This window comes from Kitasatospora sp. NPDC058243, from assembly GCF_042882025.1.
GTDB lineage: Bacteria > Actinomycetota > Actinomycetes > Streptomycetales > Streptomycetaceae > Kitasatospora.
This window is the reverse complement of the sequence record NZ_JBHVWW010000059.1, coordinates 1-26,455: the sequence shown is the minus strand read 5'-3', so window position 1 is coordinate 26,455 and position 26,455 is coordinate 1. Positions and strand designations below refer to the sequence as shown.

At 74.8% G+C, this 26,455-nt stretch carries 24 protein-coding genes; 8 read left to right on the top strand and 16 right to left on the bottom strand.

Going from position 1 to position 26,455, the window contains the following annotated elements; genetic code table 11:
* Position 1: 1 nt before the first annotated feature.
* From ACFVX9_RS29885 to ACFVX9_RS29860, 6 genes are all read right to left on the bottom strand, one after another.
* Complete coding sequence (locus ACFVX9_RS29885) at positions 2 to 772, bottom strand: SDR family oxidoreductase (RefSeq protein ID WP_387984488.1); 771 nt, start codon at positions 770 to 772, stop codon at positions 2 to 4.
* Positions 769 to 1,629 (bottom strand): TauD/TfdA family dioxygenase, encoded by an 861-nt coding sequence (locus tag ACFVX9_RS29880; RefSeq protein WP_387984487.1) that lies wholly within the window; start codon positions 1,627 to 1,629, stop codon positions 769 to 771. Before ACFVX9_RS29880 ends, ACFVX9_RS29885 begins: the two co-directional genes overlap by 4 nt.
* A gap of 18 nt (positions 1,630 to 1,647) precedes the next feature.
* Complete coding sequence (locus ACFVX9_RS29875) at positions 1,648 to 2,922, bottom strand: aspartate aminotransferase family protein (protein WP_387984485.1); 1,275 nt, start codon at positions 2,920 to 2,922, stop codon at positions 1,648 to 1,650.
* 128 nt (positions 2,923 to 3,050) lie between these two features.
* Entirely contained in the window at positions 3,051 to 7,403 is a 4,353-nt protein-coding gene (locus ACFVX9_RS29870; protein ID WP_387984483.1) for an amino acid adenylation domain-containing protein, read from the bottom strand.
* Positions 7,400 to 7,990, bottom strand: coding sequence for a DUF6309 family protein (locus ACFVX9_RS29865; protein ID WP_380371815.1), 591 nt, complete (start codon positions 7,988 to 7,990; stop codon positions 7,400 to 7,402). The genes ACFVX9_RS29870 and ACFVX9_RS29865 overlap by 4 nt, the downstream gene beginning before the upstream one ends.
* A 94-nt stretch (positions 7,991 to 8,084) precedes the next feature.
* A complete protein-coding gene (locus ACFVX9_RS29860) occupies positions 8,085 to 8,882 on the bottom strand; it encodes a phytanoyl-CoA dioxygenase (RefSeq protein ID WP_363377132.1) in 798 nt (265 codons plus the stop codon).
* Positions 8,883 to 9,251: 369 nt separating this feature from the next.
* Here ACFVX9_RS29860 and ACFVX9_RS29855 point away from each other — a divergent pair, with 369 nt between their 5' ends.
* The 3 genes from ACFVX9_RS29855 (at position 9,252) to ACFVX9_RS29845 (ending at position 10,491) form a co-directional block, all read left to right on the top strand.
* The gene (locus ACFVX9_RS29855; protein ID WP_380371818.1) at positions 9,252 to 9,929 is read left to right on the top strand and encodes a TetR/AcrR family transcriptional regulator; all 678 of its coding nucleotides are present in this window, start codon (positions 9,252 to 9,254) and stop codon (positions 9,927 to 9,929) included.
* 140 nt (positions 9,930 to 10,069) lie between these two features.
* On the top strand, positions 10,070 to 10,264 hold the full coding sequence (locus ACFVX9_RS29850; protein WP_363377130.1) for a DUF1918 domain-containing protein: 195 nt from the start codon (positions 10,070 to 10,072) through the stop codon (positions 10,262 to 10,264).
* Between the two features lie 50 nt (positions 10,265 to 10,314).
* Entirely contained in the window at positions 10,315 to 10,491 is a 177-nt protein-coding gene (locus ACFVX9_RS29845; protein ID WP_387984480.1) for a hypothetical protein, read from the top strand.
* A gap of 63 nt (positions 10,492 to 10,554) precedes the next feature.
* Here ACFVX9_RS29845 and ACFVX9_RS29840 read toward each other — a convergent pair whose 3' ends face one another.
* Positions 10,555 to 11,295, bottom strand: coding sequence for a PIG-L deacetylase family protein (locus tag ACFVX9_RS29840; protein WP_063350402.1), 741 nt, complete (start codon positions 11,293 to 11,295; stop codon positions 10,555 to 10,557).
* Positions 11,296 to 11,495: 200 nt separating this feature from the next.
* Here ACFVX9_RS29840 and ACFVX9_RS29835 point away from each other — a divergent pair, with 200 nt between their 5' ends.
* Both ACFVX9_RS29835 and ACFVX9_RS29830 read left to right on the top strand, forming a co-directional pair.
* On the top strand, positions 11,496 to 12,518 hold the full coding sequence (locus ACFVX9_RS29835; protein WP_387984478.1) for an MDR family NADP-dependent oxidoreductase: 1,023 nt from the start codon (positions 11,496 to 11,498) through the stop codon (positions 12,516 to 12,518).
* Positions 12,519 to 12,536: 18 nt separating this feature from the next.
* Entirely contained in the window at positions 12,537 to 12,923 is a 387-nt protein-coding gene (locus tag ACFVX9_RS29830) for a MerR family transcriptional regulator (protein ID WP_387984476.1), read from the top strand.
* Positions 12,924 to 13,007: 84 nt separating this feature from the next.
* Here ACFVX9_RS29830 and ACFVX9_RS29825 read toward each other — a convergent pair whose 3' ends face one another.
* The 5 genes from ACFVX9_RS29825 to ACFVX9_RS29805 form a co-directional block, all read right to left on the bottom strand.
* A complete protein-coding gene (locus ACFVX9_RS29825; RefSeq protein WP_387984474.1) occupies positions 13,008 to 14,252 on the bottom strand; it encodes an MFS transporter in 1,245 nt (414 codons plus the stop codon).
* Positions 14,253 to 14,257: 5 nt separating this feature from the next.
* Positions 14,258 to 14,860: a GNAT family N-acetyltransferase gene (locus ACFVX9_RS29820; protein ID WP_387984472.1), complete on the bottom strand. Its 603-nt coding sequence runs from the start codon at positions 14,858 to 14,860 to the stop codon at positions 14,258 to 14,260.
* On the bottom strand, positions 14,857 to 15,999 hold the full coding sequence (locus tag ACFVX9_RS29815) for a type III PLP-dependent enzyme (protein WP_387984516.1): 1,143 nt from the start codon (positions 15,997 to 15,999) through the stop codon (positions 14,857 to 14,859). Before ACFVX9_RS29815 ends, ACFVX9_RS29820 begins: the two co-directional genes overlap by 4 nt.
* Positions 16,000 to 16,149: 150 nt before the next feature.
* Entirely contained in the window at positions 16,150 to 17,526 is a 1,377-nt protein-coding gene (locus tag ACFVX9_RS29810; RefSeq protein WP_387984470.1) for a DUF6271 family protein, read from the bottom strand.
* Positions 17,508 to 18,599 (bottom strand): phytanoyl-CoA dioxygenase family protein, encoded by a 1,092-nt coding sequence (locus tag ACFVX9_RS29805; RefSeq protein WP_380337358.1) that lies wholly within the window; start codon positions 18,597 to 18,599, stop codon positions 17,508 to 17,510. The genes ACFVX9_RS29810 and ACFVX9_RS29805 overlap by 19 nt, the downstream gene beginning before the upstream one ends.
* Before the next feature lie 454 nt (positions 18,600 to 19,053).
* Here ACFVX9_RS29805 and ACFVX9_RS29800 point away from each other — a divergent pair, with 454 nt between their 5' ends.
* On the top strand, positions 19,054 to 21,003 hold the full coding sequence (locus tag ACFVX9_RS29800; protein WP_387984468.1) for an FUSC family protein: 1,950 nt from the start codon (positions 19,054 to 19,056) through the stop codon (positions 21,001 to 21,003).
* 80 nt (positions 21,004 to 21,083) lie between these two features.
* On the opposite strand, the gene ACFVX9_RS29795 is transcribed toward ACFVX9_RS29800, so the two are convergent.
* Positions 21,084 to 22,487, bottom strand: coding sequence for an amidase (locus ACFVX9_RS29795; RefSeq protein ID WP_387984467.1), 1,404 nt, complete (start codon positions 22,485 to 22,487; stop codon positions 21,084 to 21,086).
* 240 nt (positions 22,488 to 22,727) lie between these two features.
* On the opposite strand from ACFVX9_RS29795, the gene ACFVX9_RS29790 reads away from it, so the two are divergent.
* Positions 22,728 to 24,059 carry a cytochrome P450 gene (locus ACFVX9_RS29790; RefSeq protein ID WP_387984465.1) on the top strand — a complete coding sequence of 444 codons (1,332 nt, stop codon included), beginning with the start codon at positions 22,728 to 22,730 and terminating at the stop codon, positions 24,057 to 24,059.
* Positions 24,060 to 24,112: 53 nt separating this feature from the next.
* Here the strand turns inward: ACFVX9_RS29790 and ACFVX9_RS29785 are convergent, their stop codons facing one another.
* The 3 genes from ACFVX9_RS29785 to ACFVX9_RS29775 all read right to left on the bottom strand — a co-directional run bounded on the left by ACFVX9_RS29785 (position 24,113) and on the right by ACFVX9_RS29775 (position 26,180).
* Positions 24,113 to 24,571 carry a hypothetical protein gene (locus ACFVX9_RS29785; protein WP_387984464.1) on the bottom strand — a complete coding sequence of 153 codons (459 nt, stop codon included), beginning with the start codon at positions 24,569 to 24,571 and terminating at the stop codon, positions 24,113 to 24,115.
* Between the two features lie 113 nt (positions 24,572 to 24,684).
* Positions 24,685 to 25,266, bottom strand: coding sequence for a DUF421 domain-containing protein (locus tag ACFVX9_RS29780; RefSeq protein WP_380371853.1), 582 nt, complete (start codon positions 25,264 to 25,266; stop codon positions 24,685 to 24,687).
* A 119-nt stretch (positions 25,267 to 25,385) separates the two neighbouring features.
* Positions 25,386 to 26,180, bottom strand: a complete 795-nt coding sequence (locus ACFVX9_RS29775) for a LysR family substrate-binding domain-containing protein (protein WP_387984462.1) — start codon at positions 26,178 to 26,180, stop codon at positions 25,386 to 25,388.
* Positions 26,181 to 26,238: 58 nt separating this feature from the next.
* Between ACFVX9_RS29775 and ACFVX9_RS29770 the strand changes: the two genes are divergently transcribed.
* The coding region (locus tag ACFVX9_RS29770) for a DUF5997 family protein (RefSeq protein ID WP_387984460.1) at positions 26,239 to 26,455 on the top strand (217 nt) is incomplete at its 3' end.

Below are 26,455 nucleotides of genomic sequence, written 5' to 3'. Positions count from 1 at the left end.
TTCAGCCCCTCCCGATGTACGGCATGGTGGTGGGCAGGACGGTCAGGGACTGGACGTTGGTGTCCGGCGGCATCGAGGCCATCAGCAGGACGGCCTCGGTGAAGCGTTCCACCGGGATGGTCGCCTCGACCGCCATCGTGCCGTCCGCCTGCATGGCGGCGGGCTGCGGGCCGCCGTCGACCGGGGTGACGTTGCCGACGTCGATCTGGCCGACCGCGATGCCGTGCACGCGGCCGTCCAGGGAGAGCACCTTGGTGAGGCCGAGGACGGCGTGCTTGGCGGCCGTGTAGGCGATGGAGTTGGGCCGCGGGACGTGGGCGGACGGCGCGCCGTTGTTGATGATGCGCCCGCCCTGCGGGGACTGGGCGCTCATCACCCGGAAGGCCTCGCGGGCGCAGAGGAAGCCGCCGGTGACGATGGTGTCCAGGACGCGGTTCCAGTCCTCGAACGGGGTCTCGGTGATGGGTCGGCGCGGGGCGGCGGCGCCGGCGTTGTTGAACAGCAGGTCGACCCGGCCGAAGCGGTCGCGGACGGCGTCGAACAGGGCCGCGACCTCCTCCGGTTGGCGGATGTCGGTCGGGACGGCCAGCACCCGGGCGGGGTCGACGTCCGCGAGGGCGATGGTCTCCTGGAGGGCGTCCTTGCGCCGCCCGGCCAGTGCGACGGACCAGCCGGCGCCCAGCAGCGCCAGGGACACGGCCCGGCCGAGCCCGCTGCCGCCGCCGGTGACGACGGCGGTCCGCCCGTGCGGTGTCTGCGCGCTCCCGGTCACATGTCCTCCGTGTTCATCCAGATCCGCAGCATCCGCCGGGAGTTGGGCTCCGGCTCGTCCACGTAGGCCGAACGCCCGTGCAGGACCCGGCTGTTGCGGATGATCAGCAGGTCTCCGGCGGCCATCGGGAGGCCGAAGGCGATCTCGGGCCGGTAGAGCACCTCGTCGAGCACGCCGAGCGCGTCCCACTGGCGGTCCGTCAGCGGCGGGCCGCCGCGGTCGGGGGACGAGCGGACGGTGCGCGTCTGGTAGTAGCAGGCGATGGTCCCGTCCTTCTGGGTGTAGAGGATCGGGGAGACCACGACCTGGGGCCCGGCCCGTCCGGTCCGGTCGAAGGTCCACTCCTCGGTGAGGGTGGCGAGGGCGTCCGGCCGTTCCCGCCCGATCAGGTCGTAGACGTGCCGCGCGCTCGCCAGCTTGGTCAACCCTCCACCGTTGTAGGCGGGTTGGATGCAGAGCAGGACGAGCAGGTCGCAGGTGTCGCAGTGGAAGCCGAGTTCGGTGTTGCCGTCGCCGTCCTGGTCGCGCAGCACCTGGGTGAGGTCGCCGCGCCCGTTCTGCGGGACGATCTCGCCGAAGTCCCGCAGCAGGAAGGACAAGGCGGCCGCGACCTCCTCCTCCGGGGCGGTCGGATCCATCAGCCCCACGACGTGGGCGACGCCGACGGAGCGGGCGCCGCCCTGGACGAGCGCGCGCAGCTTCGCCCGGACCGGCTCGGCCGCGCCCCACCGCTCGGCCCGCGCGTCCGCCCAGAGCAGTTGTCGCTCCCCCTCGTCGAGCGGGAGCGACCACTGCTCCCGCCGAGCCTCCAGCTCCTCGCTGCTCCAGCCGATCTCGGACACCGTGTCGTCGTACATGTGCGGAACCACTCCTCTCTACCGCTGGGCGGCGGCCGCCGCCACCGCCTTGGACCAGAGCGCCAGCGCCTCGTCGACCTGCCCGGCCGTGACGGTCAGCGCCGGGATCATCCTGACCACGTTCAGGTGGACGCCGCAGATCAGCAGCAGCAGGCCGAGGTCGGCCGCCGCCTGCTGGGCGCGCTTGGCGGTGTCCGGGTCCGGGGAGCCGTCCGGGTGGCAGAACTCGTTGCCGATCATCAGCCCGAGGCCCCGGACGTCGGCGACGCCCGGCGCTCCGGCGGCGACCGCCCGCAGGCCGTCCAGCAGCCGCGACCCCTGCTCGGCGGCGTTGTCGACCAGCCGCTCGTCCCGGATGACGTCCAGCGTGGCCAGCGCGGCGGCGCAGGCGACCGGGTTGCCGCCGTAGGTGCCGCCCTGCGAGCCGGGCCAGGCCCGCCGCATCAGGTCGGTCGGCGCGGCGATCGCGGACAGCGGGAAGCCGCTGGCCAGGCCCTTGGCGGTGATCAGGACGTCGGGCACCACGCCGTCGTGGTGCAGGTGGGCCCAGAACCGGCCGGTGCGGCCGAAGCCGGTCTGGATCTCGTCGACGACCAGCAGGATGCCGTGCCGGTCCGCGCGCTCGCGCAGCCCGGCGAGGAACCCGGCGGGCGCGGGCACGTAGCCGCCCTCGCCGAGGACCGGTTCGACGAACATGGCGGCGGTCTCGGCGGGGGCGCTGACGGTCGCGAGCACCTGGTCGAGCCCGCGCAGGGCGTGCTCCACGGCCTGCGCCTCGCTCAGCCCGAGGCTCAGGCCGAGCCGGAAGGCGTCGGGGAACGGCGCCACCGCGACACCGGGCATCACCGGGCCGATGCCCGCGCGGAAGCGGCTGCCGGCCGTGGTGAGCGCGGCCGCGCCCATGGTGCGGCCGTGGAAGGAGCCCTCGAAGACGATCACGTTCTGCCGGCCGGTGGCGTGCCGGGCGAGCCGCAGCGCCGCCTCCACCGCCTCGGTGCCGGCGGTGGCGTAGAACAGCGAGTCCAGGCCGGGCGGCAGCACCTCGCCGAGCCGCTCGGTGAGGGTGAGCAGGGGGTCGTGCAGCACGGTGGTGTACTGGCCGTGGATCAGCCGGCCGGCCTGCTCGCGCACCGCCTCGACCACGCGCGGGTGGCAGTGGCCGGTGCTGGTCACCCCCACGCCGGAGGTGAAGTCGAGGTAGCGGCGGCCGTCGGCGTCGAAGAGGTGGAGCCCTTCGCCGCGGGTGGCGACGACGGGGGTGGCCTGCTTGAGCACCGGGGACAGCTGGGACACGAGGTCCGCCTTCCATGGGTCTGGGGGTACGGGTCGGTGGGGGCGCGGCTCACGGGGCGCAGCTCACGGGGCGCCGGCGCGGCGGACGGATCGGTACGGCGGACGGGGGTCAGTGCGGCGGACGGGGGTCAGTGCGGCGGCGCGACGGGCGGCAGGTAGCCGGCCTCGGCGGCCCGGGTGAGCGCGGCCGACCACCACTGCGGGGTGGGCTCGGCGAACCGGACGCCCAGCCGGTCCAGCACGGAGGTGGTGTACGCGCGGTCCACGAGGACGTTGCGCTCCTCCTGGAGGGACCACGCGGCGGCCAGCCCCGCCGCCGTCGGGTGGTCGCGTTCGGCCCGGGCGATCGCCGCCGCGAAGGCCTCGTCGTCGGTGAGCCGGACGGGGTGGCCATGGCCGGCGAGCCAGCGGACGAGTTCGTCGTGCGGCGTCTCGTGCGGGCTCTCGACGTGGTAGGCGCCGGGCGCGGCGTACGGGTCCAGCGCGATCGCGGCGATCCCGGCGGCCACGGTGTCGACGTAGGAGAACGCGTAGGTGGTGCGCGGCCGGCGCGGGGCGGCGCCGGCCAGCAGGTAGCCGCGGATCAGCTGGTAGATCCGGTTGTCGCCGATGTTGGCCTGGAAGGCGCCGGTCCGGCTGTGCGCCGCGATGTGGCCGCTGCGGTACAGGTAGGCGGCCCGCCCGGTGGCCGCCCAGGCGCGGACGGTCTGCTCGGCGGCGAACTTGGTCCGCTCGTACGGGGTGCGGAAGTGCTGGCCGATCCGCAGGTCGGCCTCGCTGAAGCGGCGGGGCGGGCCGTCCACGCCGCCCGCGACGGCGAGCGTGGAGACGTGGTGGACGCGGGCCGCCGGGGCGTGCTCGTCGATCCAGCCGAGCAGCCGCCGCACCGCGGTGTGGTTGGTCCGCTCCAGGTCGTCGGGCGAGGCCACCAGCCGGACGTCCGCGGCGGCGTGCACGACGAGCTGCGCGCACCGGGCCCGCGCCAGCCCGGCCGGGGACAGGCCCAGCCCCTCCCGGTCGATGTCCCCGGCGACGACCTGGATCCGGCCGTCGTCTGCACCCGCGCCCGCGCCGGCGCCCAACCGTCGGACCGCGCCGGCGTCGTGCTCGGCCCGGACCAGGCAGGTGACGTGGGCGCCCCGCTGGACGAAGGCGTCGAGCAGGTGCCGCCCCAGGTAGCCGGTGGCGCCGGTGAGCAGCACCCGGGCGGGTTCGCGCACCGTGGTGCGGGCCGCCGGTACGGCGGGTGCCCGGGTGCCGGGGTGGAGCAGCTGGCCGGAGGTCGACAGCGGCGCCCGGACGGGCCGGGCGGCGGTACCGGCACCGACACCAGCCTCGGCACCGGCACCGGCCTCGGTGGCCACCGTCCCGGCGAACGCGGCGACGATCCGCTCGGCGGCGGGGTGCGGCAGGCCGGGCCACCCGTACACCAGGTCGGCGACCAGCCGGTTCTCCACGATGCGGGCGGTGAGCCGCAGGTCGTACAGCGGGTCTCCGCCGGTGCAACGGGCCACTCCGGCCTGCTCGTCCGCGACGGTCCAGTCCAGTGCGGGCTCGTCGGGCAGCCGGAAGGTGCCGAGGAAGTTGAACCCGGCGGCGGGGCGGGTGCCGGGCGCGTCCATCGCCTGGACGGGGGCCTCGCGCAGGCGCTGCGCGGCCCCCTCGGGGCCGGCCGACGCCTCGACCACCAGCCGCTTGACGGCGGTGAACCAGCCGACGGTGTCCAGGAATTCGCCCGGATCACCGGCGGTGTCCCGGCCGTGGGTCTCCACCTCGACGGGCAGCCGCGGGTGGCCGCTCCAGCCGGTCACGGCGTCGGCGAAGGCGGCCAGCAGGAAGGCCTCCAGGCCCGTCCCGCCGCCGTGGCGGCCGACCAGCCGGGCGGTGCCGTCCTCGTCGAGCGTCCAGCCGACGGCCGCCGGCTGCGCGCGGACCACGGGCTCCGGCGCGGACGCCGGCGCGGACGCTGCGGGAGGCGGCACCGGCGCCGGGGGCGGCGGCGCGGCGGCGGCCCACTGGTAGAAGTCCGGGGTCGGCGGCAGGTCGGCCGGCTTCTGGTCGAGCACCGCCCGGTAGGCGTGGGCGAGGTCGTCCAGCAGGATGCGCCAGGACAGCCCGTCGACCACCAGGTGGTGCGCGATCAGGGCGAGCCGGTCGTCGGTGCCGGGCGGGCCGGTGAACAGGTGGGCGCGCAGCAGCCGGCCGGCCAACGGGTCGAGGCTGCGGTGGAGTTCGGTGCAGACCCCGGCGACGGTCTCGGCGATCGGGGCCGTCCCGCGCGGGATCCGGGAGAAGGACAGCGGGTCGAGGTCGGCCACCGGCCGGGGTGCGTCGTAGCCCTCCGGCGAGACGGGCCGCCGCAGTGCCGGGTGGCGGTCCAGGACGGCCGCGAGGGCGGCCGAGAGCGCGGCCGGGTCGACGGCCGTCCGGCAGCGCAGCAGGACGGACTGGTTCCAGTGCCGCAGGTCGTCGACGGACTTCTGGCGGTACAACCACCGCTGGGCAGGGGCGAGTCGACTCCCCCGGTCGCCGCTTCCGGCCCGCCCGGCCGGAGTGGCGGCCGGAACCGGAACGGCTGCGGCGGCCGCGGCCAGGCCGTGCGCGGTCGGGTGCCGGTAGAAGTCGTCGTAGTGGACGCGCAGGCCCGACCGGCGCAGGAAGGCGACGGTGCGCATGGCGAGGATGGAGTCCCCGCCGAGGTCCAGCACGTCGGTGTGCGGCCCGACCCCGGGCAGGCCCAGTGCGGCCGCCCAGAACCCGGCGATCGACCGGGCCAGCGCGTCCCCGTCCGAGGGCGGCCCCGACTCCGCCCGGGCCTCGACCAGTTCGGCGACCAGCTCGGCCAGCCGCTCCCGGTCGAGCTTGCCGTTCGGCCCGACCGGAAACTCCGGCAGGGTCAGGATCGGCTGCGGCACGGAGTAGCCGGGCAGCCGGTCGCGCAGGTAGGAGCCGATCCCGGCCAGCCCGGCGCCGTCGGCCGACAACCTTACGGCGGCCAGGAGTTGGTTCCCCACGGCGGTCTCCCGGACCAGCACCGCGGACCGGGCGACGCCCGGGAAGTCGTCCATCGCCCGCTCGATCTCGGCGAGGTCGACCCGGTAGCCCCGGATCTTGACCTGGCGGTCCACCCGGCCGAGGAAGACCAGGCTCCCGTCCGCCCGGCGGCGGCACAAGTCGCCGGTGCGGTACATGCGTTCACCGTCGTGGCGGACGAAGCCGCGCGCCGTCTCGGCGGGCCGGCCGAAGTAGCCGGCGCTGACGCCCCGGCCGCCGATCAGCAGCTCCCCCACCGCACCGTCGGGCACCGGCCGCCCGTCGCCGTCCAGCAGGGCGAGCCGCACCTCGCCGATCCCGGTGCCGATCGGGACGGTCGGCTCCTCGGCCGGCAGCTGGCGGGCGGTGGCGGCGAGGAAGCAGGTGGCGCCGACGGTCGTCTCGGTCGGGCCGTAGTGGTTGACGAGCCGGGCGGTGACACCGGTGTCGAGCAGGGCGGCCGCGAGCGGGCGCGGCAGCGCCTCACCGCCGAGCAGCACGGTGTGCAGGGGCGGGGCGTCGCCGGGCCGGCCCTCCAGCAGGACGGTCAGGTGCGAGGGGGTGGTCTTCAGCACGGACACCCCGGCGCGCCGCAGCGACGCCCAGAACGCCTCCGGGTCGCGCACCTCGCCGTCCGGCACCACGTGCACCGAACCGCCGACCGCGAGGGCCAGCAGCCAGGCGGTGTGGCCGAGGTCGGCGGCCAGCGTGGTGACGTGCGCGACGCACGGGGCGTCGGCCTCGGTGAAACCCAGCCGGTCGGCCAGCGCCCGCGCGTAGTGCACCGCGTTGGCGTGGGTGACGGCCACCGCCTTGGGCTCACCGCTCGACCCCGAGGTGAAGGACAGGTACGCGGGGTCCTCGGCCGCACCGAGCATCAGCTCCTCGGCCCCGCAGAGCATGAGGTCCTCGGCCCCGCAGGGCATGAGGTCACCGGTCGCACCGAGCGCGCTGCCCGGTGCGTCGGACAGTCCCTCGGGCCCGGCCAGCCGGTCGACGTCCACCACCTCGGCCGGATGGTCCTCCGGCCCGGGGAAGGCCGCCTCGGTGCTGAGCACCCGGCCGATCCGGACGGCCGCCAGCCGCCGGGCGAGGTCGGCCGCCGACCAGTCCGGGTCGGCCATCACCGCCGCCGCGCCCGAGCGCAGCACGCCGTGCAGCAGCACCAGCATGCGGGCGTCCCGGGGCCCGAGCAGGGCGACCCGGTCGCCCGGGCCGGTGCCGGACGCGGCCAGCCGGGCCGCGATCCGGCCCGCCGCGGCGTCGAGGGTGCGGTAGTCGAGGGTGCGGTCGCCGTCGGTCAGGGCGGTCCGGTCCGGGTGCTCCCGGGCGAGCCGTAACAGGAACCCGGACAGCGACCGGGCGGACGACGCGGCCTGACTGGACGGCGTGGGCGGCGTGGACGATGCGGACGGCGTGGACCGGACGTGCTGCGTCGCGAAGGTCACTCCGGCTCGCCTCCCGTCCGGGCCGCCCGCCCGGCGCGGACCGTCCCGGCCGCGTGCGGGTCCACGAGCCGGGGGTCACCCGCGAGGAACGCGTCCAGGCGGGGCCGGTCGGGCAGGCGTCCGGCCAGCTCCCAGGCCAGCATGCGGTGCAGGCCGTCGATGTGGATCAGTCCCTCCCGGACCAGCAGGTCCGTGTAGTCGGAGTGGTCGACCGCGCCGGTGCTCAGGTAGACCGGGGTGAACGGGGCCCACCGCAGCAACCGGAGCTTGGCGGCGCAGACCGGGTTCGCGGCCGACCAGGCGGCCTCGTCGGAGCGGATGCGCACGGCCGCCTCGGCCACCGTCAGGCCGGAGCGGGGCACGAGTTCGCGCGCGCCGCCCTCGCTCAGGTGCCAGGGCAGGACGACGCCGAGGACGTCCGAGCGCGAGAGCCGGACGCGCCACCAGCCGCCGGGGATCCGGCCGGCGCGTTCGACGTTCTCCTCGCCGTCCCGGTTGCTGTTCGCCTCGTGGGTGCGCTCCACCGGGTGGTCCCGCAGGTAGGCGTGGTGGACCTCGGCGTAGGCGACGGCGGTGACGATCTCCACGCGGTGCTCCTCAGACAGTTCCGATCAGGCTGTTCCGATCAGACGGTTCTCGCCAGACAGCTCTCGTCAGACAGTTCTCGCCGGACAGTTCCGGTCAGGCGGTTCCGACGTACTCGGTGAAGTGCCGTTCCGCGAACAGCTCCGGCCACCGGCCCTCCGCCAGGCCGAGTTCACGGGCCCGGGCGAGCATCAGCCGCCAGTGCGGCTTCACCGGGCGCCAGCGCGCCCCCACCTGGCAGTAGGACGCGTCGATGAAGTACCGGGGCCTGCCCGGGCCGTCCGGCGCCGGTCTGCGGGTGTGGAACAGCGCCGAGTTGAGCAGCACCGTGGAGCCGGGCGGCAGCCGGTCGATGACCACCTCGCCGGGCAGTTCGGCGGTGCCGTGGTGGGCGTACGCCGTCTTCCCGACGGTACGACGGTGCGAGCCGGGCAGGACGGCCAGGCTGCCGACCTTCTCGTCCAGGCCGCCGAGGTAGTGCAGCGCGTGGACCATCAGCAGCGACGGGTCGGCGCGGTCGTTGGGCTCGCAGTCGTGGTGCCAGGCCTTGCCGGGGATCCCCGGGGCCTGGCGGTCGCTGTGCAGGTGGTGGAAGACGAAGGACGGCCCCATCAGACCGGACAGCGTCCGCAACAGCGGTGGGTGGGTGAGGAGTTCGCCGTGGGCCGGCAGTTCCAGCTCCAGCACCGGGGGCGGGCCGTGCCGGGCGGGGTCGGTGCAGGCGGCGATCGAGCGGGCCCGTAGGCCCTCGTCCACCCAGCGGTCCACCTCGGGGGCGAGCCTGGCCCCGAGCGGCTCCGGCACCAGGCCGGGCAGGACCAGGTATCCGGACTCCAGGAACTGGCGGTGTTGCTCGGTGTCTAGGGCCTTACGCCCTCCGGAAGTCTGCGTCACCGAACCGGCCCCCTCCTTCCGGATGACGGGTCGCACAGTCGGGCACGGCGGATCGGACCTGAACAGGTTCGGGTTCTATGAAACGCACGGGATCATCCAGACCTCGGGTGGCGCCGGGTTCGTCCGTCGTCGCCACAGCTGACACACGTTCACCACGAAAGGGCACGAGTTGATCACGCAAGGTAGTCCGCTGAGGAGTATGAACCGTTGATCGTGTCCACCACAAGACCACCGCCGACTCCTGGACACCTTCCCGCCACCGTGACGTTCAGCTCCAGCCACCAATCGACCCGTTCCCCACCCGAAACTCCGGACCCATTGCGCCCCGGTGATTCGCCGCTGGCACAGCGGATGCGGCACAGTGACGTCATGAGCGGCGACACCAGGAGTCACGAGAGCGCCGGGCGGGGCCCCGTGACCAGGCGCCGTCCGGTCCAGCAGCGCAGCCAGGAGCGGTACGGCCGGATCCTCGACGCCTGCGCCGGGCTGCTCGACGAGGTCGGCGCCACCGCGCTCACCACCAAGGAGGTCGCCCAGCGCGCCCAAGTGCCGATCGGCACCCTGTACCAGTTCTTCGCCGGCAAGGAGGACCTGCTGGCCGCCCTCGCCGGCCGCAACCTCGACCGCTACCTCCAGCGGCTCGACCACCGGCTGGCGACCGCCGCGCCCCTCGGCCCGGCCGGGTTCACCGACCTCGCGGTGGAGGAGTTCGTCGCGATGAAACGCGCGGTGCCCGGCTTCGGCCAGCTCGACTTCGGCCTCGCCGACGCGACCGCCCCCGCCGGGCTGCGGGACGACCGGCACCTGCTCGACCCGGGCGTGGACAACAACACCGCCGTCGCGCTGCGCCTCCAGGCGCTCGGCGGCGAGGTGTTCGCCACCGGCGACCCGGCGGCGCTCACCCTCGCCCTGCGGGTCGCCCTGGAGGCCGCCGACGCGGTGCTCAAGCTGGCCTTCCGCGGTGATCCGCAGGGCGATCCGGCGCTGATCGCCGAGTGCAAGCGGCTGGTCCGCGGCTACCTCGCGGAGCAGCCGCCCGCCCGCTGAGACCGGTCCCCGCACGCCCCTCGGGTCCCGCCCCGCCCCCGCGTCCCGCCCGCCCGCGCCGTTGCGAGCCCGCCGCCGCCGCAGCACAGTGGAAGGCGGAACGGCCGCAGAGGCGGCCGCCACGACCCGAGGAGCAGACCATGCACGCAGCGGTAGGTGACCAGCTCCACATCCACAGCAGGTCGGTGGGCATGACGGACCAGAAGGGCGAGATCGTCGAGGTGCGCGGCACCGACGGCGAACCGCCGTACATGGTCCGCTTCGAGGACGGCCACGAGGGCCTGGTCTACCCCGGCCCCGACTGCGCCATCGAGCACCGCCCGGCGGACCGCTGACCGACTCCCCCACCGCCCCGCACCCCACCCGGGCGAGGCGGTGAGCAGCGGTGTCCGCCCCCACGGCCCCGCTGCCCGGAGCGCTCGCCGGGCTCGCGCCACTGCTGGACCACTACGGGTACCTCGCGGTGGCGCTGCTCGTGCTGCTCGACAACTGCGGCATCCCGGTGCCCGGGCAGACCGCCTTGGTGCTCGCCTCCGTGTACGCCGGCACCGACACCGGGTAACCGGGCAGCCAGGCCGCGCAGCCGGGCAGCCGGGCAGCCGGCCCATCCGGGTGGCCGCGCGGCTCAGCGCAGCGGGAACACCTCGAACGACGCCGCGAACCGCACCCCGAGCCGGCCGCCCGCTCCCCGCCCGGCACCCTCCAGGAACTCGCGCGCGTCCGCCATCGCCCCGCCCAGCCCGGCCAGGTACGCCTTGTGCTCCTCCAGCGAGGCCACGCCCAGGTCGAAGTGCTCGGTGGTGTCCACCGCGTGACCCGACTCCGGCGAGGCCGCCGCCCACACCTGCCGGACGCCGTTCCACGGCTCGTGGCCCTCGGCCAGCAGCTCCCGGAACACCCACCGGTTGCCGGCGTCCCGAGCCGCGTCCAGGGCGGCCCGCCCGACCGCGATGTGGTCGGCCTGGTTGGGGACGGTCCCGCCGTAGGTCTCCCGGAAGTTGCTGGTGATCACGATGTCCGGCCGGTGCCGGCGCACCGCCCGGGCGATGTCGCGGCGCAGCGGCAGCCCGTACTCCACCGTCCCGTCCGGATGCCCGAGGAACTCGACCACGTCGACGCCGACCACCCGCGCCGAGGCGATCTGTTCCGCCTCCCGCAGCGGCCCGCACTCCTCGGGGTTCATCGAGTCGATCCCGGCCTCGCCGCTGGTGACCATCACGTAGACGACCTTCTTGCCCTGCGACGTCCACCGCGCGACGGCCGCGGCGGCGCCGTACTCCATGTCGTCCGGGTGGGCGACGACGGCCAGCGCGGTCTGCCAGTCCTCGTCGACGGGCTGGTAGGGCTCGACGGCCTGCTCACTCATGGTGCTCGTCCCTCTCGGTGCAGCTCACAGTCGCATGGTCATACGGTCGTTCCGCAGGCGACTCTAGAAGACCCCCACACCCACACCCCGTCGGACACCCTCCCGGGCCGGCCGGGTTGCCCCTGACGCACGGGTCAGGGGTTAGCGTCCGGGCACCCGCGGCGGATCGGCCGCCGCGTCGGTTCTGGAGGAGTGCTGCGATGACGCTGCCCACGACGGCCCGGGTCGTCCGGTTGGTCACCGAGCCGGGCGGGTTGCCCGGGCCCGGGGACTTCGCGGTGGTGGAGGAGCCGTTGCCGGCGCCGGGGACGGGCGAGGTGGTCGTCCGCAATCGGGCCTTCCTGGTCTTCCCGGGCCTGCGCACGCTGATCGGGGGCGAGCTCACAGGGGCGCCGTTGCCGGCGATCGGGCCCGGGGACGCGCTGTACGGGCCGGCCCTCGGGGAGGTGCTGGCCGCTCCGGCGGGCGGGCCCCTTCGGCCCGGCGACCTGGTCACCCACCTGCGGGGGTGGCGGGACCTCGTGGTCGCGGACGCCGCAGGGTTCACCCCGGTCGACCCGGGGTTCCCGGACCCGGTGGCGCTGCTCTCCCCAGGCACGGCCGGCTACGGCGGACTGACCCGCGGCGCCGGGGTGCGCCCGGGGGACGTGGTGCTGGTGACCGGCGCGGCGGGCGCGGTCGGCACGCTGGCCGGGCAGGTCGCCCGGCTGCTGGGTGCCTCCCGGGTGATCGGCACCACCGGCTCCCCCGCCAAGGCGAAGCGGCTCACCGCCGAACTCGGCTACGACGCGGTACTGGTGCGCGGCGAGCGGCCGTTCGCCGCGCAGCTGGCCGAGGCCGCGCCGGAGGGCGTCGACGTGCTGCTGGACCTGGTCGGCGGGGAGCAGCTGACGGCCGCCGTCGACGCGGCCCGGCCGGGGGCTCGGTTCGCCCTGGTCGGCGCGCTGTCCGGGCAGTTGGCGCCGGAGCGGCGGGGCGGCAGTTCGCCGGCTCTGGTGGACAGCTTCCGGGTGATCATGCTGGGCCTGACCCTGCGCGGCTTCACCGGCGTGGACCAACCGGACCTGGAGGCCGAGTGGCGGCAGCGGTTCGGAGGCTGGCTGCGCACCGGCGAGATCGTCTTCCCGTCGACGCGGGTGGCGGGCATCGACCAGGCGCCGCAGGCGTTGCGGAGGTTGTTCGACGGGGACACCTTCGGGGCGACGATCGTCGACCTCGCATAGCACCGAGGAGGAACGGCCATGCGGATCGGGGACGCGGCGGCAGCGGCGGGCACCACGCCCAGGGCACTGCGCTTCTACGAGCAGCGGGGGCTGCTGCCGCCGCCGGCCCGGTCCGCCTCGGGCCAGCGCGAGTACGGGCCGACCGAGGTCGCCCGGGTGCGGGCGATCCGCCGGCTGCTGGCCGTCGGGCTGACCGTCGACGACCTGGCCAGCCGCCCGCACCGCCTGGACCTGCTCACCGAGGAGCCGCCGCGCCGCTGCTCGGACTCCCCCGGTCTGGAGACCTTCGCCCCGGTGGTCACCGCCCGGCTCGCCGCCCTGGACGCCGAGATCGCCCGGCTGACCGCCCTGCGCGAGCGCCTCGCCCGGCACGTCGCCCCCGGGGGCGCGGACCTGCCGGGCTGACCTGGTCCACCATCCGGAACACGGCTCGCCCGGAACACCGCGACGGGGGAGGCGCGGCGTTCCGGGCGAGGTCTGCGGGGGAAGCTAGCTGGCGTCCGGGGCGAGTCGGCCGTCGAGGGGCTCGGGGTGGGGCTCCGGGGCGGGCCAGCCGATCCGGGTGGCGCAGAGCGAGACGACCGCGGCGGAGACGGCGACGGCGGCCATGCCCCACACCAGGCTGGTGGCGTCGGCGATGAAGCCGATCACGGCGGGCCCGGCGAGCAGCCCGGTGGTGCCCATCGCGGCGACCAGGGAGAGCGCGTCCGAGCCCTGGCGGGCCGCGGCGACGTAGACGCACGGGGTGACCGCCGCGACGCCGAGGCCGACGCAGGCGAAGCCGATCAGGGTCGGCACGACGCCGCCGACGAGCAGGGCGAGGGCCAGTCCGGCGCCGGCCAGCAGGCTGCCGGTCCGCACGATCCGGCCGTCGCCGAAGCGGGTGCGCCAGCCGTCCGCGAAGATCCGGGCGAGCACCATCATCACCGAGACGACGGCGATGCCCAGCGGGGCGAGCCCGGCACCGGCGTTCACGACGTCCTTGAGGTAGAGCGCGGACCAGTCGTTCATGGCGCCCTCGGTGACGGTGCCGAACACCATCGCCAGGCCCATCCAGAGGGTCGCCGCGGCCGGGAGGGCGAAGCGGCGGCGGTCCTTCTTCGCGGCCGACGCCTGCTCCTGGTCCGGTTGCTCCTGGTCCGGCCCGTCCTGCGCCGCGGCCGGCGCGTCGTCCGTGAGCAGACCGGGCCGGGCGACCACGACCAGCACCGCGAGCAGCGCGGCGGCGAGCCCGAAGTGCACGGCGAGCGTGCCGGTGAAGGCGGTGACGCCGGAGGCGAGCAGCGCGGCGAGCAGCGAGCCGGCGCTGAAGGTGGCGTGCAGGCGGGACATGGTGGTCCGCGCGTAGCGGGCTTCCAGCGCCGCGCCCTGGGCGTTCATCGCGACGTTCAGGCAGCCCACGGCGACGCCGTCGCAGAACAGCACCAGCAGGGTGAGCGGGTAGTCGGGCACCACGGACAGGGCGACCAGGACGACGCCGAGGGCGAGCGCGGAGAGCACGGACAGCAGGCGGGAGCCGAACCGCCGCATCAGCACCGCGACCAGCGGGAAGGACACCGCCGCGCCGACCCCGCAGGTCATCAGCAGCAGGCCGATCTGGGCCTCGCCGAGGTCGAGCCGGGCCTTCAGCGCGGGGATCCGGGAGACCCAGGTCGCGTACTGGAATCCGAGCAGGAAGAACAGTGCGGCGATGGCCAGTTGGGACCGGCGGAAGTCGTCGCGAACGGGGGACATGTGCATCAGCCCACTTCGGCTCTGGGTGGGAACCCGAGGGACGGGTCGGTGGAGGGGGTCAACGCCTGGACGACGACCGGGACGGCGGCCGGGGCGGCGACCGAGGCGGCGACCGGGCTCAGCCGCATCGCCATGTAGAGCGCCTCGGGGCCGTAGCTCCCGGGCAGTCCGATCTCGGGGCGGGCGCGGTAGCCCAGCGGGGCCCACACCACCTGCGAGCCGCGGACGGCGACCAGGGACATGGTGCGGTAGCCGCGGGCCCGGGCGGTCTCCTCCAGGCCGCGCAGCATCCGGTGGGCCAGGCCGCGGCCGCGCAGGTCCTCGGCGACGACCAGGTCGTGGAGGTGCATGTTGGTCGCGCGGACGCCGCCGGCCTCGGCCCGGCTGAGGTCGGGGCACTGGAACAGCGGGTAGGGCAGGGCCAGCAGGTAGCCGCCGAGGCCGCCGGCGTGCTCCAGGACGAAGCAGGTGTCGGGCGAGGCGCGGTGGCGCGAACGCAGCGCCTCGCGGCCTTCGGACAGGCCGCTGGCGGCGTAGGCGCGTTCCTCCAGTGCGACGACGCCGTCCCAGTCCTCCTCCTGGAGCAGCCGGATGCGCAGGTCGGTCATCTGCCGGTGCCTCCGTCCGGGCCGCCGGCTCCGCCGATGCAGGTGTAGGGCAGCGGCTCGAAGCCGTTGAACCCCTGGGTGGTGTAGGCGGTGGCGTAGGCGCCGCAGGAGTGGATCCAGACCGGTTCGCCGGAGGCGATCGCACGCGGGACGCGGACCAGGCCGTCCTCCTGGGCGTACGCGTCGTCGCTGTCGCAGGTCGGGCCGGCGACGACGGCGTTGACGAACTGGCCGCCGGGGTGGGTGGGGAATTCGAGCCGGTACTGGAGCTCGTCCATCTCGTACAGGCCGTTGAACTTGCCGCAGCTCAGGAAGAGCCAGTCCTCGCGGGTGCCGTCGAGCTGGTGCCGGGAGGAGAGCCGGGCGACGTGGGCGCGGATGGCGCCGTGGTCGGCGACGAGGTGCCGGCCGGGTTCCAGCAGGAACTCCAGCGGCGCGGCGTTGACGGTGCGCAGTCGGTCCATGCCCTCGCGGATGACCGCGAACATCTTGTCCAGCGGCGGGTCGAGGGGGCGGCCGTGCCGGTCCAGGACGCCGAGGGCGGGCAGGCCGCCGCCGAGGTTGATCCGCTGCGGGGTGATGCCGCGCCAGTTGAGCGCCTCCAGGACGGCGGCGAGCGAGTCCACGGCGGCGCCCCAGGCTTCGGCGGTCATCTGCTGGGAGCCGACGTGCACGGAGAGTCCGGACGGGGTGAGGCCGGCCGAGCGGGCGGCGTCCAGGACGCGCAGGGCGTCCTCGGGCGAGCAGCCGAACTTGCGGCTCAGGCCCCACAGGGCGCCGTCGCCCGAGGTGGCGACCCGGCAGAACACCCGGGAGCCGGGGGCGTGTTCGGCGATGGCGGCGACGTCCTCCAGGCTGTCGGTGGCGAAGTCGCGCACGCCCAGCCGGTAGGCCTCGGCGATGTTGCGGTCGGACTTGATGGTGTTGCCGTAGTGGATGCGGTCGGGGCTCACCCCGGTGCGCAGGGCCTGGGCGATCTCCTGGGGGCTGGCCGCGTCGAAGCCGGAGCCGAGGGCGGCGAGGCGGCCGAGCACCTCGTCCACCGGGCAGGCCTTCATGGCGAACCGGACGGTGACGTCGGGAAGTTCGCCGATCAGGTCGGTGTACTGGCGCTCGATGCCGTCGAGGTCGTAGATGATCCGGTCGTCGGTGGCGGCGTCGAGGGCGGCGCGGAGCGCCGTCCGGTCGTGCGCGGCCGGGTCGGGCGCGACGCCGGTGTGGGCGGTGGTGTGGTGCGCCGGGGCGCGGTGGGCGATGGTCTGACGTATCACGAATGGCTCCCGGTGCGGCTACCGCGGCAGCCGGTCGGCGGGCGTGGCCTTGCTCGCCCGCATGAGCGGACCCCACGCGTCGATCAGCAGCGCGAAGTCCTCGATGTCCGCCTGCGCTTCGTCGAGCAGACGCGCCCGCTGGGGCGCCAGGTGGTCGGCGAACTCGGCGTACTTACCGCCGAGTTGCCGGTAGCAGTGGTCCAGCGCGTCGAGCCGTCGGTGGTTCTCCGCGCGGTCCGTCGCGGCGCTGCGGCGGGCGGAGTCGGCGATGACGTCGGCGCGGATGTGGTGCGCCTCGTCGAGGAGGGCCCCGCGGGCCGCCTCCATCTCGGAGTAGACCGGGTAGAGGTAGAGCATGGAGAGCAGGAACTTGGCGTAGCGCAGCTGGTAGGCGGTGAAGCCCGCGCCGGTGCGCCGTTCCGGGGTGTAGTAGTTGACGATGTGCCGGTTGTGGACGACGCCGGGCAGGGTGGCGTCGCGGACGAGGTGCAGCAGGAAGTAGTCGCTGCCGATGGTGGCGGTGGCGGGCGGCAGCGGGACGCGGTCGTAGACCTCGTGGTCGAGGGCGACGTTGCACATGTCGATCCGCCAGATGTCGGGCAGGTCGAGCACGGCGCGGTCGTGGCGGAACGGGTCGGTGCCGCCGCCGGTGAAGGAGTCGGCGACGAGTTCGCGGCGTTCCTGCTCGCTCGCGCCGGTGGGCGCCCAGAGCGCGACGACCTGGTGGTAGGCGTCCGGGTCGAGTTCGCGGATCTCGCCGATGTCGACGGAGAGTTCACCGATGAAGGAGCCGCCGACCAGGGCGACGGGCTTGTCGGCGTGCACCGGGTCGAGGGTGACCTCGGTGACGGCGGCGGCCGCGTCGGCCGCCTTGAGGCCGAGCGTGGCGAGCTCGCGCTCTATCGGGAACACCGGTTCTCCGTCGAGCAGTTGGTACGCGCTGTCGGAGTCGCGGCGGTGCACGGAGGAGCAGCCGAGCGCGCCGGCGAGCAGGAACGCCCGGTTGGTGCAGGCGCCGTAGGAGACGGCGTCGGGGAGCATCAGGTCGAGCAGTTTGTCGCCGAGCGGCCCGTCGGGGCCGGCGGCGCCGGAGCGCTCGATCACGTCGCGCAGGAAGGCGCGTTGGGCGGCCTCGTCGAGGTGGTGGACGACCACCTCCCCAGCCTCGAAAGCGGCACCAGAGCCGACGGCGGACGCAGCGCCGGACCCGGCGGCGGGCAGCGCGGCGACGGCCTCGGCGTGCCGCCGGTAGGTGGCCGGATCGGCGGAGTCCAGGATCAGCAGGTGCACCCGGACGCCGAACCGCCGTGCGGCGTAGGCGGCTTCGGCGCCGATCGCCGCGATGGTGGCCGCGCACTCGCGGTTGGTGGGCAGGGTCAGGCAGACGGCGCGCATGCCGGCTCCCCCGTGGACTCGGCGGGCTGCGGGGCGGGCCGGTCGTCCGTGGACTCCGGGCCGTGCCAGGAGCGCAGTCCGAGCAACCGCTCGCCGAGTTCGGTGAGTTCGGCGGGCCCGTAGCGCAGCGACTCGTGGCGGGTCGCGTCGCCGACCAGGGTGCGGTTCCAGTCCGGGGTGGCGAGGGTGCGCCAGGACTCCACCCGGGAGCGGCGCAGCTGCGCGGCCTCCTCCAGCGCGGGCATCATCGACAGGTACTGCACGGCGCGGACGCCGTTCTCGGAGGTGTTGCGGGCGACGCCGTGGGCGAGCAGGCCGTTCCAGATCAGCAGGTCGCCGGCCTTCAACTCGGGCCGCACCACCGGGAACTCGGTGCGGTCGACGTCCGGGCGGATCGGGTCGCGGTCGGCGGCCTGGGCGGCCTGCCACTCGTTGAAGCGGCGGAACAGCTCCGGGTTGCACTGGAAGCCGCCGTGGTCGGGCCGGGTGTCGTCGAGCGCGATGATGCCCTGGACGCGCTGGGGCAGCATGCCCTGGGTGGTGTCGACGTCCCAGTGCAGTTCGATGTCGAAGCCCCGGTCGGTGGGCTCGATCAGCGCGCGGTCGCGGTTGCGGATGTTCGGCGGGTTGAGGTTGAGCCGGTCGAGGGTGACCCAGAGCTCCTCGCAGTCCCAGACGTCGACGAAGGCGTCGTAGACCCGCCGGGCCTGTCTGCTGTCCCAGATCAGCTGGTGGTGGTAGGCCTCGACGAAGCCGTAGATGTGCAGTTCCCGGTCGAGTTCGTCGCGGTGGTCGCGTTCGCGGTACCAGTCCTCGGGGCGGTCGGGCGAGAGGCCCTGGAAGTCCCAGGCGAAGTCGAGCAGGCGCCGTGCGGCCTCGGCCGGGATGGCCTCCTTGACCACGATGTAGCCGTAGGTCTGCCAGAACGCGAAGTCCTCCTCGGAGAGCACCCGCAGCGGACGCTCCTTGCGGACTTCGCGCAGCGCCGTGCGCGCGAGGTAGCTCTCCCCGTCCTCGCTGAAGTAGGGGCGCGCCGAGGCGGCTCGGTGCAGATATCCGTCAGGGCTCGGCATGGGCAGTCACTCCATGGTTCGTAGTCGACGCAGCGCTTCCTGGACGCACAGTGCGGGCACGGCGAGCCGACGGCCCGTCACCGGCCGTGCGTGGAATTCAGCCCGCGGACCACATGCCGTCCGCATGCGCTCCACCTCGCCCAGGGCTCCGGCCGTGCAAGGTTTCGCCACGTCAAGGGGCCAACTCGACGGTCCGGCAAGGCCCCTCACCCTGCCTCAGCCCTGGCCGAACCACGCCCCTCATACGTTGGACTAGACCAACTAATGGTGTCAACCCTCGACGGCTGGTTACCAATAGGGAAATCCCTGCAGTTCAGATGGCCCCTCGGGGTTCGCTTTATGTTTCGGAGAGTGACATAAGTCGGGGTATGTTTCGGGAATTGACATACCCGGACGTGAACCAAAACGAGTTCCCCAGCGTTGCGCCCCGTCCTTCGCGCCGTACGTTGGGCCTATGGCACACCGCCCCGCCGCCACCCGGCTCACCCCGCCCGGCTGGCTGACCGCGAGCCTGCGCCCCAAGGCCGCGCCGGTCCCCTGGGCCGCCGCCGCCCGGGCCTCGGTGGCGCTGGCCGCGCCGCTCGCGGTCGGCACGGCCACCGGCCGGCCCGGGTACGGCGCGCTGGTGTCGATGGGCGCGCTGTCCGGGGTCATCGGGGACACCGCGGACGCCTACCGGATGCGGGTGTTCAACATCGCCGTGCCGCAGCTGTTCGGCGCCCTCGGGGTCCTGCTCGGCACCCTGGTGTACGGTGCGGGCTGGACGGCCGTCGCCGTGCTGACCGCCGTCGCCCTGGTCTCCGGCATGATCTCCTCGATCGGCGCGGTCGCCTCGGTGTCCGGACTGCTCCTGCTGCTCAACGCGGTGGTCGGCGCCGGACTGCCGCTGCCCTCCCCCTGGTGGGCGCCGCCCGGACTGCTGCTGCTCGGCGGCCTGTTGGTGCTCGGCCTCACCCTGCTCGCCTGGCCGCTGCGCGGCGGCGCGCCGGAGCGCTCCGCCGTGGCCGGCACCTACCGGTCGGTCGCCGCCTTCCTGGAGGCCGCCGGCACCCCCGGAGCCGACGACGCGCGGCAGGCGCTCACCCAGTCGCTGAACCAGTCCTACGACCTGCTGCTCGCCCGCCGGGCCCGCCGGCACGGCCGCTCCCCCACCCTGGTCCGGCTGCTCGCCCAGCTCAACGCCGCCATCCCGGTGGTGGAGGCCGCCTCGGCGGCGCAGCTGCGCCCGCGCGAGTGCGGTTCGCTGCCGCCCGCCTACCCGGCGGCGGTGCGCGAGCTGGCCGCGGCCGTCGAGCGGGGCCGCTCCGGATCGACCCCGCCGCCAGGACTGCCCGATCCGGCCGGGCCGTCCACCCGCGCCCTGGTCGCCGCGATCGGCCACGCCCGGGCCGTCGCGCACGAGCCCGCACCCGACCCGTACGCCGACGACGACCCGCTCGGCCGGCCCGCCGCGCTGCGGGTCCGCACCCGCCGGGCCGCCCACGCGCTGCTGCTGTCCGGCGCATCCTGGCGGTACGGGCTGCGGCTGGCCCTGTGCATCGGCCTCGCCCAGATCCTGGTGTCGGTGATCGCGGTGCCCCGCTCGTACTGGGTGTCGCTGACCGTCACCTTCGTGCTGAAGCCCGACTTCGGCTCGGTGTTCTCCCGGGCGGTGCTGCGCGCGCTCGGCACCGCCGCCGGGCTGCTGATCGCCATCCCGGTGCTGGCCGAGGTGCCGCACGGCTGGTGGGACGTGCCGGTGATGGCGGCGCTGGCGGCCCTGATCCCGGTGCTGTCGGCGAAGGGGTACGCGTTCCAGACCGCGGCGATCACCCCGGTGATCCTGCTGCTCTCCGACCTGCTCAACCACCGGGGCTTCCACCTGGTGCTGCCCCGGCTGTACGACTCGCTGATCGGCTGCGGCATCGCGCTGCTGGCCGGCTACCTGCTGTGGCCGGAGTCCTGGCACACCCGGATCGGGGAGCGGCTGGCCGACGCCGTCGCGGACTCCGCCGCGTACGTCTCGCTGGCCTTCACCACCGGGCCCGGGGCCGACCAGCCGGCCCGCGCCCGGTACCGGCGGCGGCTCTACCGGGACCTGTCCGCCGTGCGCAGCGAGTTCCAGCGGGCGCTCACCGAACCGCCGCCGGTCGGGGCCCGGGCCGAGGCCTGGTGGCCGCTGGTGATCGCGGTCGAGCGGATCGTGGACACCACGACCGCCACCCGGGTCCGGGTCGAGCACGGCGCTCCGGCGCCGTCCCCGGCCGAGGTCGGCGCCGTCGTCCGGGAGCTGTCCGACCTGGCCGGGGCGCTGCGCAGCGGCGGGCCGCTGCCCGAGGCCGGGCCGGACGACCTCCGGCCCGACTGCGCGCTGGGCCGGCTGCACCGCGAGGTGCAGGCGGCGCGGGCGGTGGTGCCCGCCTGAGGGCCGGGCCGGCCGGTCCTGGAGCGGCCGCTCGGGCATCCGCCCCGTCGAAGGCCGGGCCAGTCCCGCCGCAGGCCCGGTCAGTCCTGGATCCGCCGCCAGGGCCGGTCCGCCTCCAGTTCGAAGGCCAGCTCCAGCAGCAGCCGCTCCTGCCCGTGCGCGGCCGAGAGGTGCACGCCGATCGGCAGGCCGCTCGGAGCGGCGCCGGTGGGCAGGGCGATGCCGGGGCCGCCGGTCACGTTGTTGACCGGGGTGAAGGCCACGTAGCGCTGGAGGCGCTCGATCAGCTCGTCGAAGGCCACGTTCGGGCTGAGGTGGCCGATCGGCGGGGCGGCGTGCGCGAGGACCGGCGAGAGGATCACGTCGTGGGTGCGGAAGAGGCCCGCGTACGCGGCTTCGGCGCCGCGCAGCCGGCGCAGCACGGCCGGGGTGTGCAGGAACTCCCGCTGGTAGAGCCGGCGCAGCCCGGTGGTCAGGCCGTCGAGCCGGTTGATCCGGAAGCTGCGGTCCAGCATCAGCCGGCCGCTGACCGCGATGGCGAAGGCGATGTAGCCCCAGTAGAGGACGAAGTCGCGGGAGAACTCCTCGCCGAACGGCAGGGTGGTCTCCTCGACGTGGTGGCCCAGTGCCGCCAGCCGGGCGGCGGTCTGCTCGACGGCGGTGCGGGTGGGCTCGTCGGTGCCGGCGAGCGGCGAGTCCACGACCAGTCCGATCCGCAGCCGGCGCCGCCCCGGGCCTTCGACCAGGCCGAGCGGGGGCAGCACGGGGTTGCGGTGGTGGCGCTCGGCGGCGGCGTAGAAGGCGGCGGTGTCGCGGACGGAGCGGGTGAGCACGCCGTCGGTGACGAGGTCGATCGGCAGTTTGCCGCCCTGGGCGTTGGTGACCAGGCGGCCCCGGGTGGGCTTGAGTCCGACCAGTCCGCAGCAGGCGGCCGGGATGCGGATCGATCCGCCGCCGTCGTTGGCGTGCGCGATCGGCACCACTCCGGCGGCGACCAGCGCGGCCGAGCCGCCGGAGGAGGCGCCGGCCGAGTGCGAGGGCTTCCACGGGTTGCGCACCGGCTGGGCGGTGGCGAACTCGGTGGAGGCGTTGAGGCCGAACTCGGGCAGCCGGGTCTTGCCGAGGACGGCCAGGCCGGTGGCGAGGAACTGGTCGGTGAAGCGGGAGTTGCGCCGGGCCGGGCGGGCCTGGAAGGCCTCGCTGCCCATGCCGGTCGGCAGGCCGCGCAGGTCGACGTTGTCCTTGAGGAAGGTGGGGACGCCGTACAGCGGGCCGTCGGTGCCGTCCGGGCCGAGCCGGGGCCGGTCGTAGGACGGGTGGGCGACGGGGGTGAGCGTCCGGTCGACCCGGGCGGCGCGAGCGGCGGCGGCCGCGGCCAGTTCGGCGGGGGCCACCTCGCCGGCGCGGACGAGGGCGGCCAGGGCCACGGCGTCGTGCGCGCCGAGGGCGTCGTCGGTGAACCCGTGGGCCCGCTCGTCGGTCATCCGAACTCCCCAATCCCTACTGACCGGTAGTCGCGCAAGAGTTCGCAGTGTAGGCGCGGGGCGGCGCCCGGGGATACCCCACCCCCGGCGCCCGCCGCCGAACCCCGACGGCGCACGGGCGTTCGGCATGCGCCCCCGCGTTCACCCCACCCGCCGGTCGGAGATCGTTTCGCCGACGGCCCCGGGGAAAGGCCGGATCACGAACCGATCCGGTCCACCCCCCACCCCAAGGTGACGCCCGTGCCCACCCAGTACACCTCGGCCACCGCCCCCGGCGCCCTCCCCCTGCTCGGCCACGTCCCCGCGTTCGTCCGCCGGCCGCTGGAGTTCGTCGCCGGCCTGCCCGCCCACGGCGACCTCGTCCGGCTGCGGCTCGGCCCGCTGGACGCGTACGTCGCCTGCCACCCCGAGCTGGTCCGCCAACTGCTCACCGAGGACCGCACCTACGACAAGGGCGGGCTCGTCCTCGACAAGGCCCGCGAGGTCTTCGGCGACGGCCTGGCCACCTGCCCGGCCGCCGCGCACCGGCGCCAACGCCGCATGCTGCAACCCGCGTTCCACCGCGACCGGCTGCCCGGCTACGCCGCGATGATGGCCGAGGAGATCGCCGGCACCACCGCCTCCTGGAGCGACGGCGACGTGGTCGACGTCCCCGCCGCGATGTACCGCCTCACCACCGCGGTGACCGCCCGCTGCCTGTTCGCCGCCCACGAGCGGGCCGGCTCGCTGCCCGTCCACGACAGCATGGACGTCATCACCCGCGGCGTCGGCCGGCGCGTCATGATGCCGCTGCCCGGCACCGACCGCATCCCCACCCCGGGGAACCGCCGCTTCCGCCGCGCCCAACAGGACCTGAAGGAGGTCACCCGGCGGCTGATCGCCGACTACCGCGCCGCCGGCACCGACCACAACGACCTGCTGTCCACGCTGCTCAGCGCCCGCGACGAGGACGGGCGGGGGCTCACCGACGCCGAGATCCACGACCAGGTGGTCACCTTCCTGCTCGCCGGCATGGAGACCACCGCCGCCACCCTCTCCTGGGCCTGGACCCTGCTCGCCGCCCACCCGGCCATCCGCGACCGCCTGCACGCCGAGCTGGACACCGTGCTCGACGGCCGCCCCGCCCGCCACGAGGACCTGCCCGCCCTGCCGCTCACCGCCAGGGTGGTCACCGAGACGCTGCGGCTCTACCCGCCGGTGTGGATCCTCAGCCGCGTCGCCACCGCCGACGCCGAACTCGGCGGCCACCGCGTCCCGGCCGGCGCGACCATCCTGTTCAGCCCGTACCTGCTGCACCGCCGCGCCGACGTCTTCGCCTGCCCCGCCCGCTTCGACCCCGACCGCTGGCTCACCATCACCCGCCCCTCCCCCGGTACCTACGCCCCCTTCGGCCTCGGCGCCCGCCGCTGCATCGGCGACGTGTTCGGCACCACCGAGGCCGCCCTCGCCATCGCCACCATCGCGGCCCGCTGGACCGTCACCCCCACCCCCGGCCGCCCGGTCCGCCCCGCCCGCAGCTCCTCGCTGTCCCCCCGCCCCTTCACGGCCACCCTCGCCCGCCGGGCCTGGTGACCGGGGCTCCCGCCCCGCGCCGGCGGCAGACGGGAGCCGCGCCTGACGATTCGTCACATGGTGCGCGGCGGGCGGGGGATGCCCTGCCAGCGGTAGAGCATGGACTCCCACGTATAGGTGTGGGCGAAGGTGACGTCGAAGCTGGTGGTCCGCTCCAGGTGCGGCTGGCCGGGGGTCTCCGGGTCGAGCCAGGTGGTCGCGCCGTAGACGGACGCCCGCGGGTACACGCAGATCGTCCAACGGAACCAGCCCGAGGAGAGCTGGACGTCCTGGGACGGCACGTTGCCGCCCGGCGTGCCGAAGCTCCAGGCGTACGTGCCGGCGTCCAGGAACAGCCGCCGCTCGACGCACTGCTGCGCCGGCGTCACCGGAGCCGGCAGCGGCACCAACTGCCCGTAGCCCTGGAGGAATTCGCGTTCGGTCGCGGCGGATGCCGTCCCGGCCGCCGGCCCGGCCACCAGGGCGAGCAGGACGGCCGTCAGGGCCGGGATCCAGGAGAGTCTGCGCAGCATTCGATCCTCCGGCCGGACGGAGGCCCGGCGAGTGTGGACGGAAGTGGTCTACGCCAATCCTGCCGGGCCGGGTGCGGCCGTTCCCATCCCAGACCTCTGGGGTGGCCGCCGGGTCAGCCTTCGCTTCGCCGGTCGGCCGCCAGGGTGGTGAGCAGCCGCTCGATGGCCTCCAGCCGGCGCTGCAGGTCCTCGACGTCGCCGCGGGTGGCGCTCTGCTCGGCGGGCTTGAGGGTGATCACCAGCTGGCCGTCGGGCTCCAGCCGCCCGACCGCGACGTCGCGGATGGTGTCGCCGTTCTGGACGCGGACGGCGTGCTCGATCTCGGACGCGCGCAGCGCCAGCCCGCGCAGCGCGCCCGGGACGAGCTTGCCGTCGCGCACCACGGTGGTCGGGGTGCCCTCCAACAGCCGGGCGGCACGCGGGTCGTGGGCCAGCCAGCGGGTGACGGCGGCGTTCACCGCGATCAGGGTGACCGCACCGATGGCGCCGCCGAGCAGGCTGTTGTCATTGCCGATGATCGCGTTCTGCACCACGTTGGACAGCAGGAAGATGACCACCATGTCGAAGGTGTTCAGGCCCGCCAGCCCGCGCTTCCCCGCGATCCGGAACAGGATCAGGATCAGCGCGTAGACCGCGATCGTGCGGAGGATCTTCTCCACGATCGGAATCTGGACGATCACCAGGTCGTGCCACATGGCCCCGCTCCTTCAACCCCTCGGCCGGACGGGGCGGGCAGCGCCCGGGCCCGACGGTACGCGCCCCGCCAGGCCCCGGCCAGCACCCGGACGAACCCGGGTCCCCGGCCGGACACGCCCTACGAGCGGCGCTTCGGCTTGCCGCGCTTGGCCGCGGCCGCACCCCGGCCGCCCGCCGCGGGCTTCGGCCGGCCCTTCTGCTGGCCGCCCTTCTGCTGGCCGGACTTCTGCTGGCCGCCCTTCTGCGGCTGGGACTTGCGCGGCGCCGCGGCCTTCTGGGGCTCGGCCGCCGGCTGGGCGCCGCGCCCGCGCGAGCTGTTGACCGTGCGGCCCCGGACGATGCCGATGAACTCCTCGACCAGCTCCGTCGTGCGGTCCTCCGGCCAGGCGAGCGCCACCTGGGACTGCGGCGCCTCGGCGACCGGCCGGAAGGTGAGGTCCTTGCGGTGGTGCAGCCGGGCCAGGGACTGCGGCACCAGCAGCACGCCGACGTTGGCCGCGACCAGCTCGATGGCGTCGGCGGTGCTGGCCGGGCGCTCGATCGCCGGGCGGCCGGGCAGCGCGCCCGGCCAGCCGAGGGTGTCGTCGAGCGGGTGGAACACCACCTCCTCGGCGAGGTCGCCGAGCGCGACCTCCTCGGCGGCCGCGAGCCAGTGGTCCTTGGGGAAGACCACGACGGTGGTCTCGGCGTAGAGCGGGATCGCGCTGAGCACGTCCCGGTCGACGGGCAGCCGGACGAGCCCGGCGTCCGCGGTGCCCTCGCGCAGCGTCCCCTCGCCGTCCCCGGCCGGGACGGCGAGGAGGTCGAGCCGCACGTCCGGGAGCCGCTCGGACCACACCCGGACCCATTTGCCGGGGGTCACGCCCGGGACGTACGCGAGCCGGAAGGACGGGTTCACCTGCATGTCTGTCACAGGGCAAGGCTACCGACCGTGACCGGGAGCGCCCGCGCACTCCCTTACCCTTGTCACCATGACATCGCTCAAGCAGAAGACCAGCCAGACCATGAAGCCGGCCACCGCCGCCAAGAAGCTGGGGATCTACCTCGACGCGGCGCCGACCGGCTTCCAGGAGGGTGTGGTCTCCCGCGAGGAGCTCAGCGCGCTTCAGGCCGACCCGCCGCAGTGGCTCCAGGAGCTGCGCCAGAACGGCCCGCACCCTCGCCCGGTGGTCGCCGCCAAGCTCGGCG

Bases quoted from the DNA above. Each gene is read 5' to 3' on its own strand.
- ACFVX9_RS29855 (WP_380371818.1), top strand. From the start codon at position 9,252: ATGAGCGGCGACACCAGGAGTCACGAGAGCGCCGGGCGGGGCCCCGTG.
- ACFVX9_RS29795 (WP_387984467.1), bottom strand. From the start codon at position 22,487: ATGACCGACGAGCGGGCCCACGGGTTCACCGACGACGCCCTCGGCGCG.
- ACFVX9_RS29880 (WP_387984487.1), bottom strand. From the start codon at position 1,629: ATGTACGACGACACGGTGTCCGAGATCGGCTGGAGCAGCGAGGAGCTG.
- ACFVX9_RS29785 (WP_387984464.1), bottom strand. From the start codon at position 24,571: ATGCTGCGCAGACTCTCCTGGATCCCGGCCCTGACGGCCGTCCTGCTC.
- ACFVX9_RS29805 (WP_380337358.1), bottom strand. From the start codon at position 18,599: ATGCCGAGCCCTGACGGATATCTGCACCGAGCCGCCTCGGCGCGCCCC.
- ACFVX9_RS29820 (WP_387984472.1), bottom strand. From the start codon at position 14,860: ATGACCGACCTGCGCATCCGGCTGCTCCAGGAGGAGGACTGGGACGGC.
- ACFVX9_RS29825 (WP_387984474.1), bottom strand. From the start codon at position 14,252: ATGTCCCCCGTTCGCGACGACTTCCGCCGGTCCCAACTGGCCATCGCC.
- ACFVX9_RS29810 (WP_387984470.1), bottom strand. From the start codon at position 17,526: ATGCGCGCCGTCTGCCTGACCCTGCCCACCAACCGCGAGTGCGCGGCC.
- ACFVX9_RS29835 (WP_387984478.1), top strand. From the start codon at position 11,496: ATGACGCTGCCCACGACGGCCCGGGTCGTCCGGTTGGTCACCGAGCCG.
- ACFVX9_RS29850 (WP_363377130.1), top strand. From the start codon at position 10,070: ATGCACGCAGCGGTAGGTGACCAGCTCCACATCCACAGCAGGTCGGTG.
- ACFVX9_RS29800 (WP_387984468.1), top strand. From the start codon at position 19,054: ATGGCACACCGCCCCGCCGCCACCCGGCTCACCCCGCCCGGCTGGCTG.
- ACFVX9_RS29830 (WP_387984476.1), top strand. From the start codon at position 12,537: ATGCGGATCGGGGACGCGGCGGCAGCGGCGGGCACCACGCCCAGGGCA.
- ACFVX9_RS29780 (WP_380371853.1), bottom strand. From the start codon at position 25,266: ATGTGGCACGACCTGGTGATCGTCCAGATTCCGATCGTGGAGAAGATC.
- ACFVX9_RS29840 (WP_063350402.1), bottom strand. From the start codon at position 11,295: ATGAGTGAGCAGGCCGTCGAGCCCTACCAGCCCGTCGACGAGGACTGG.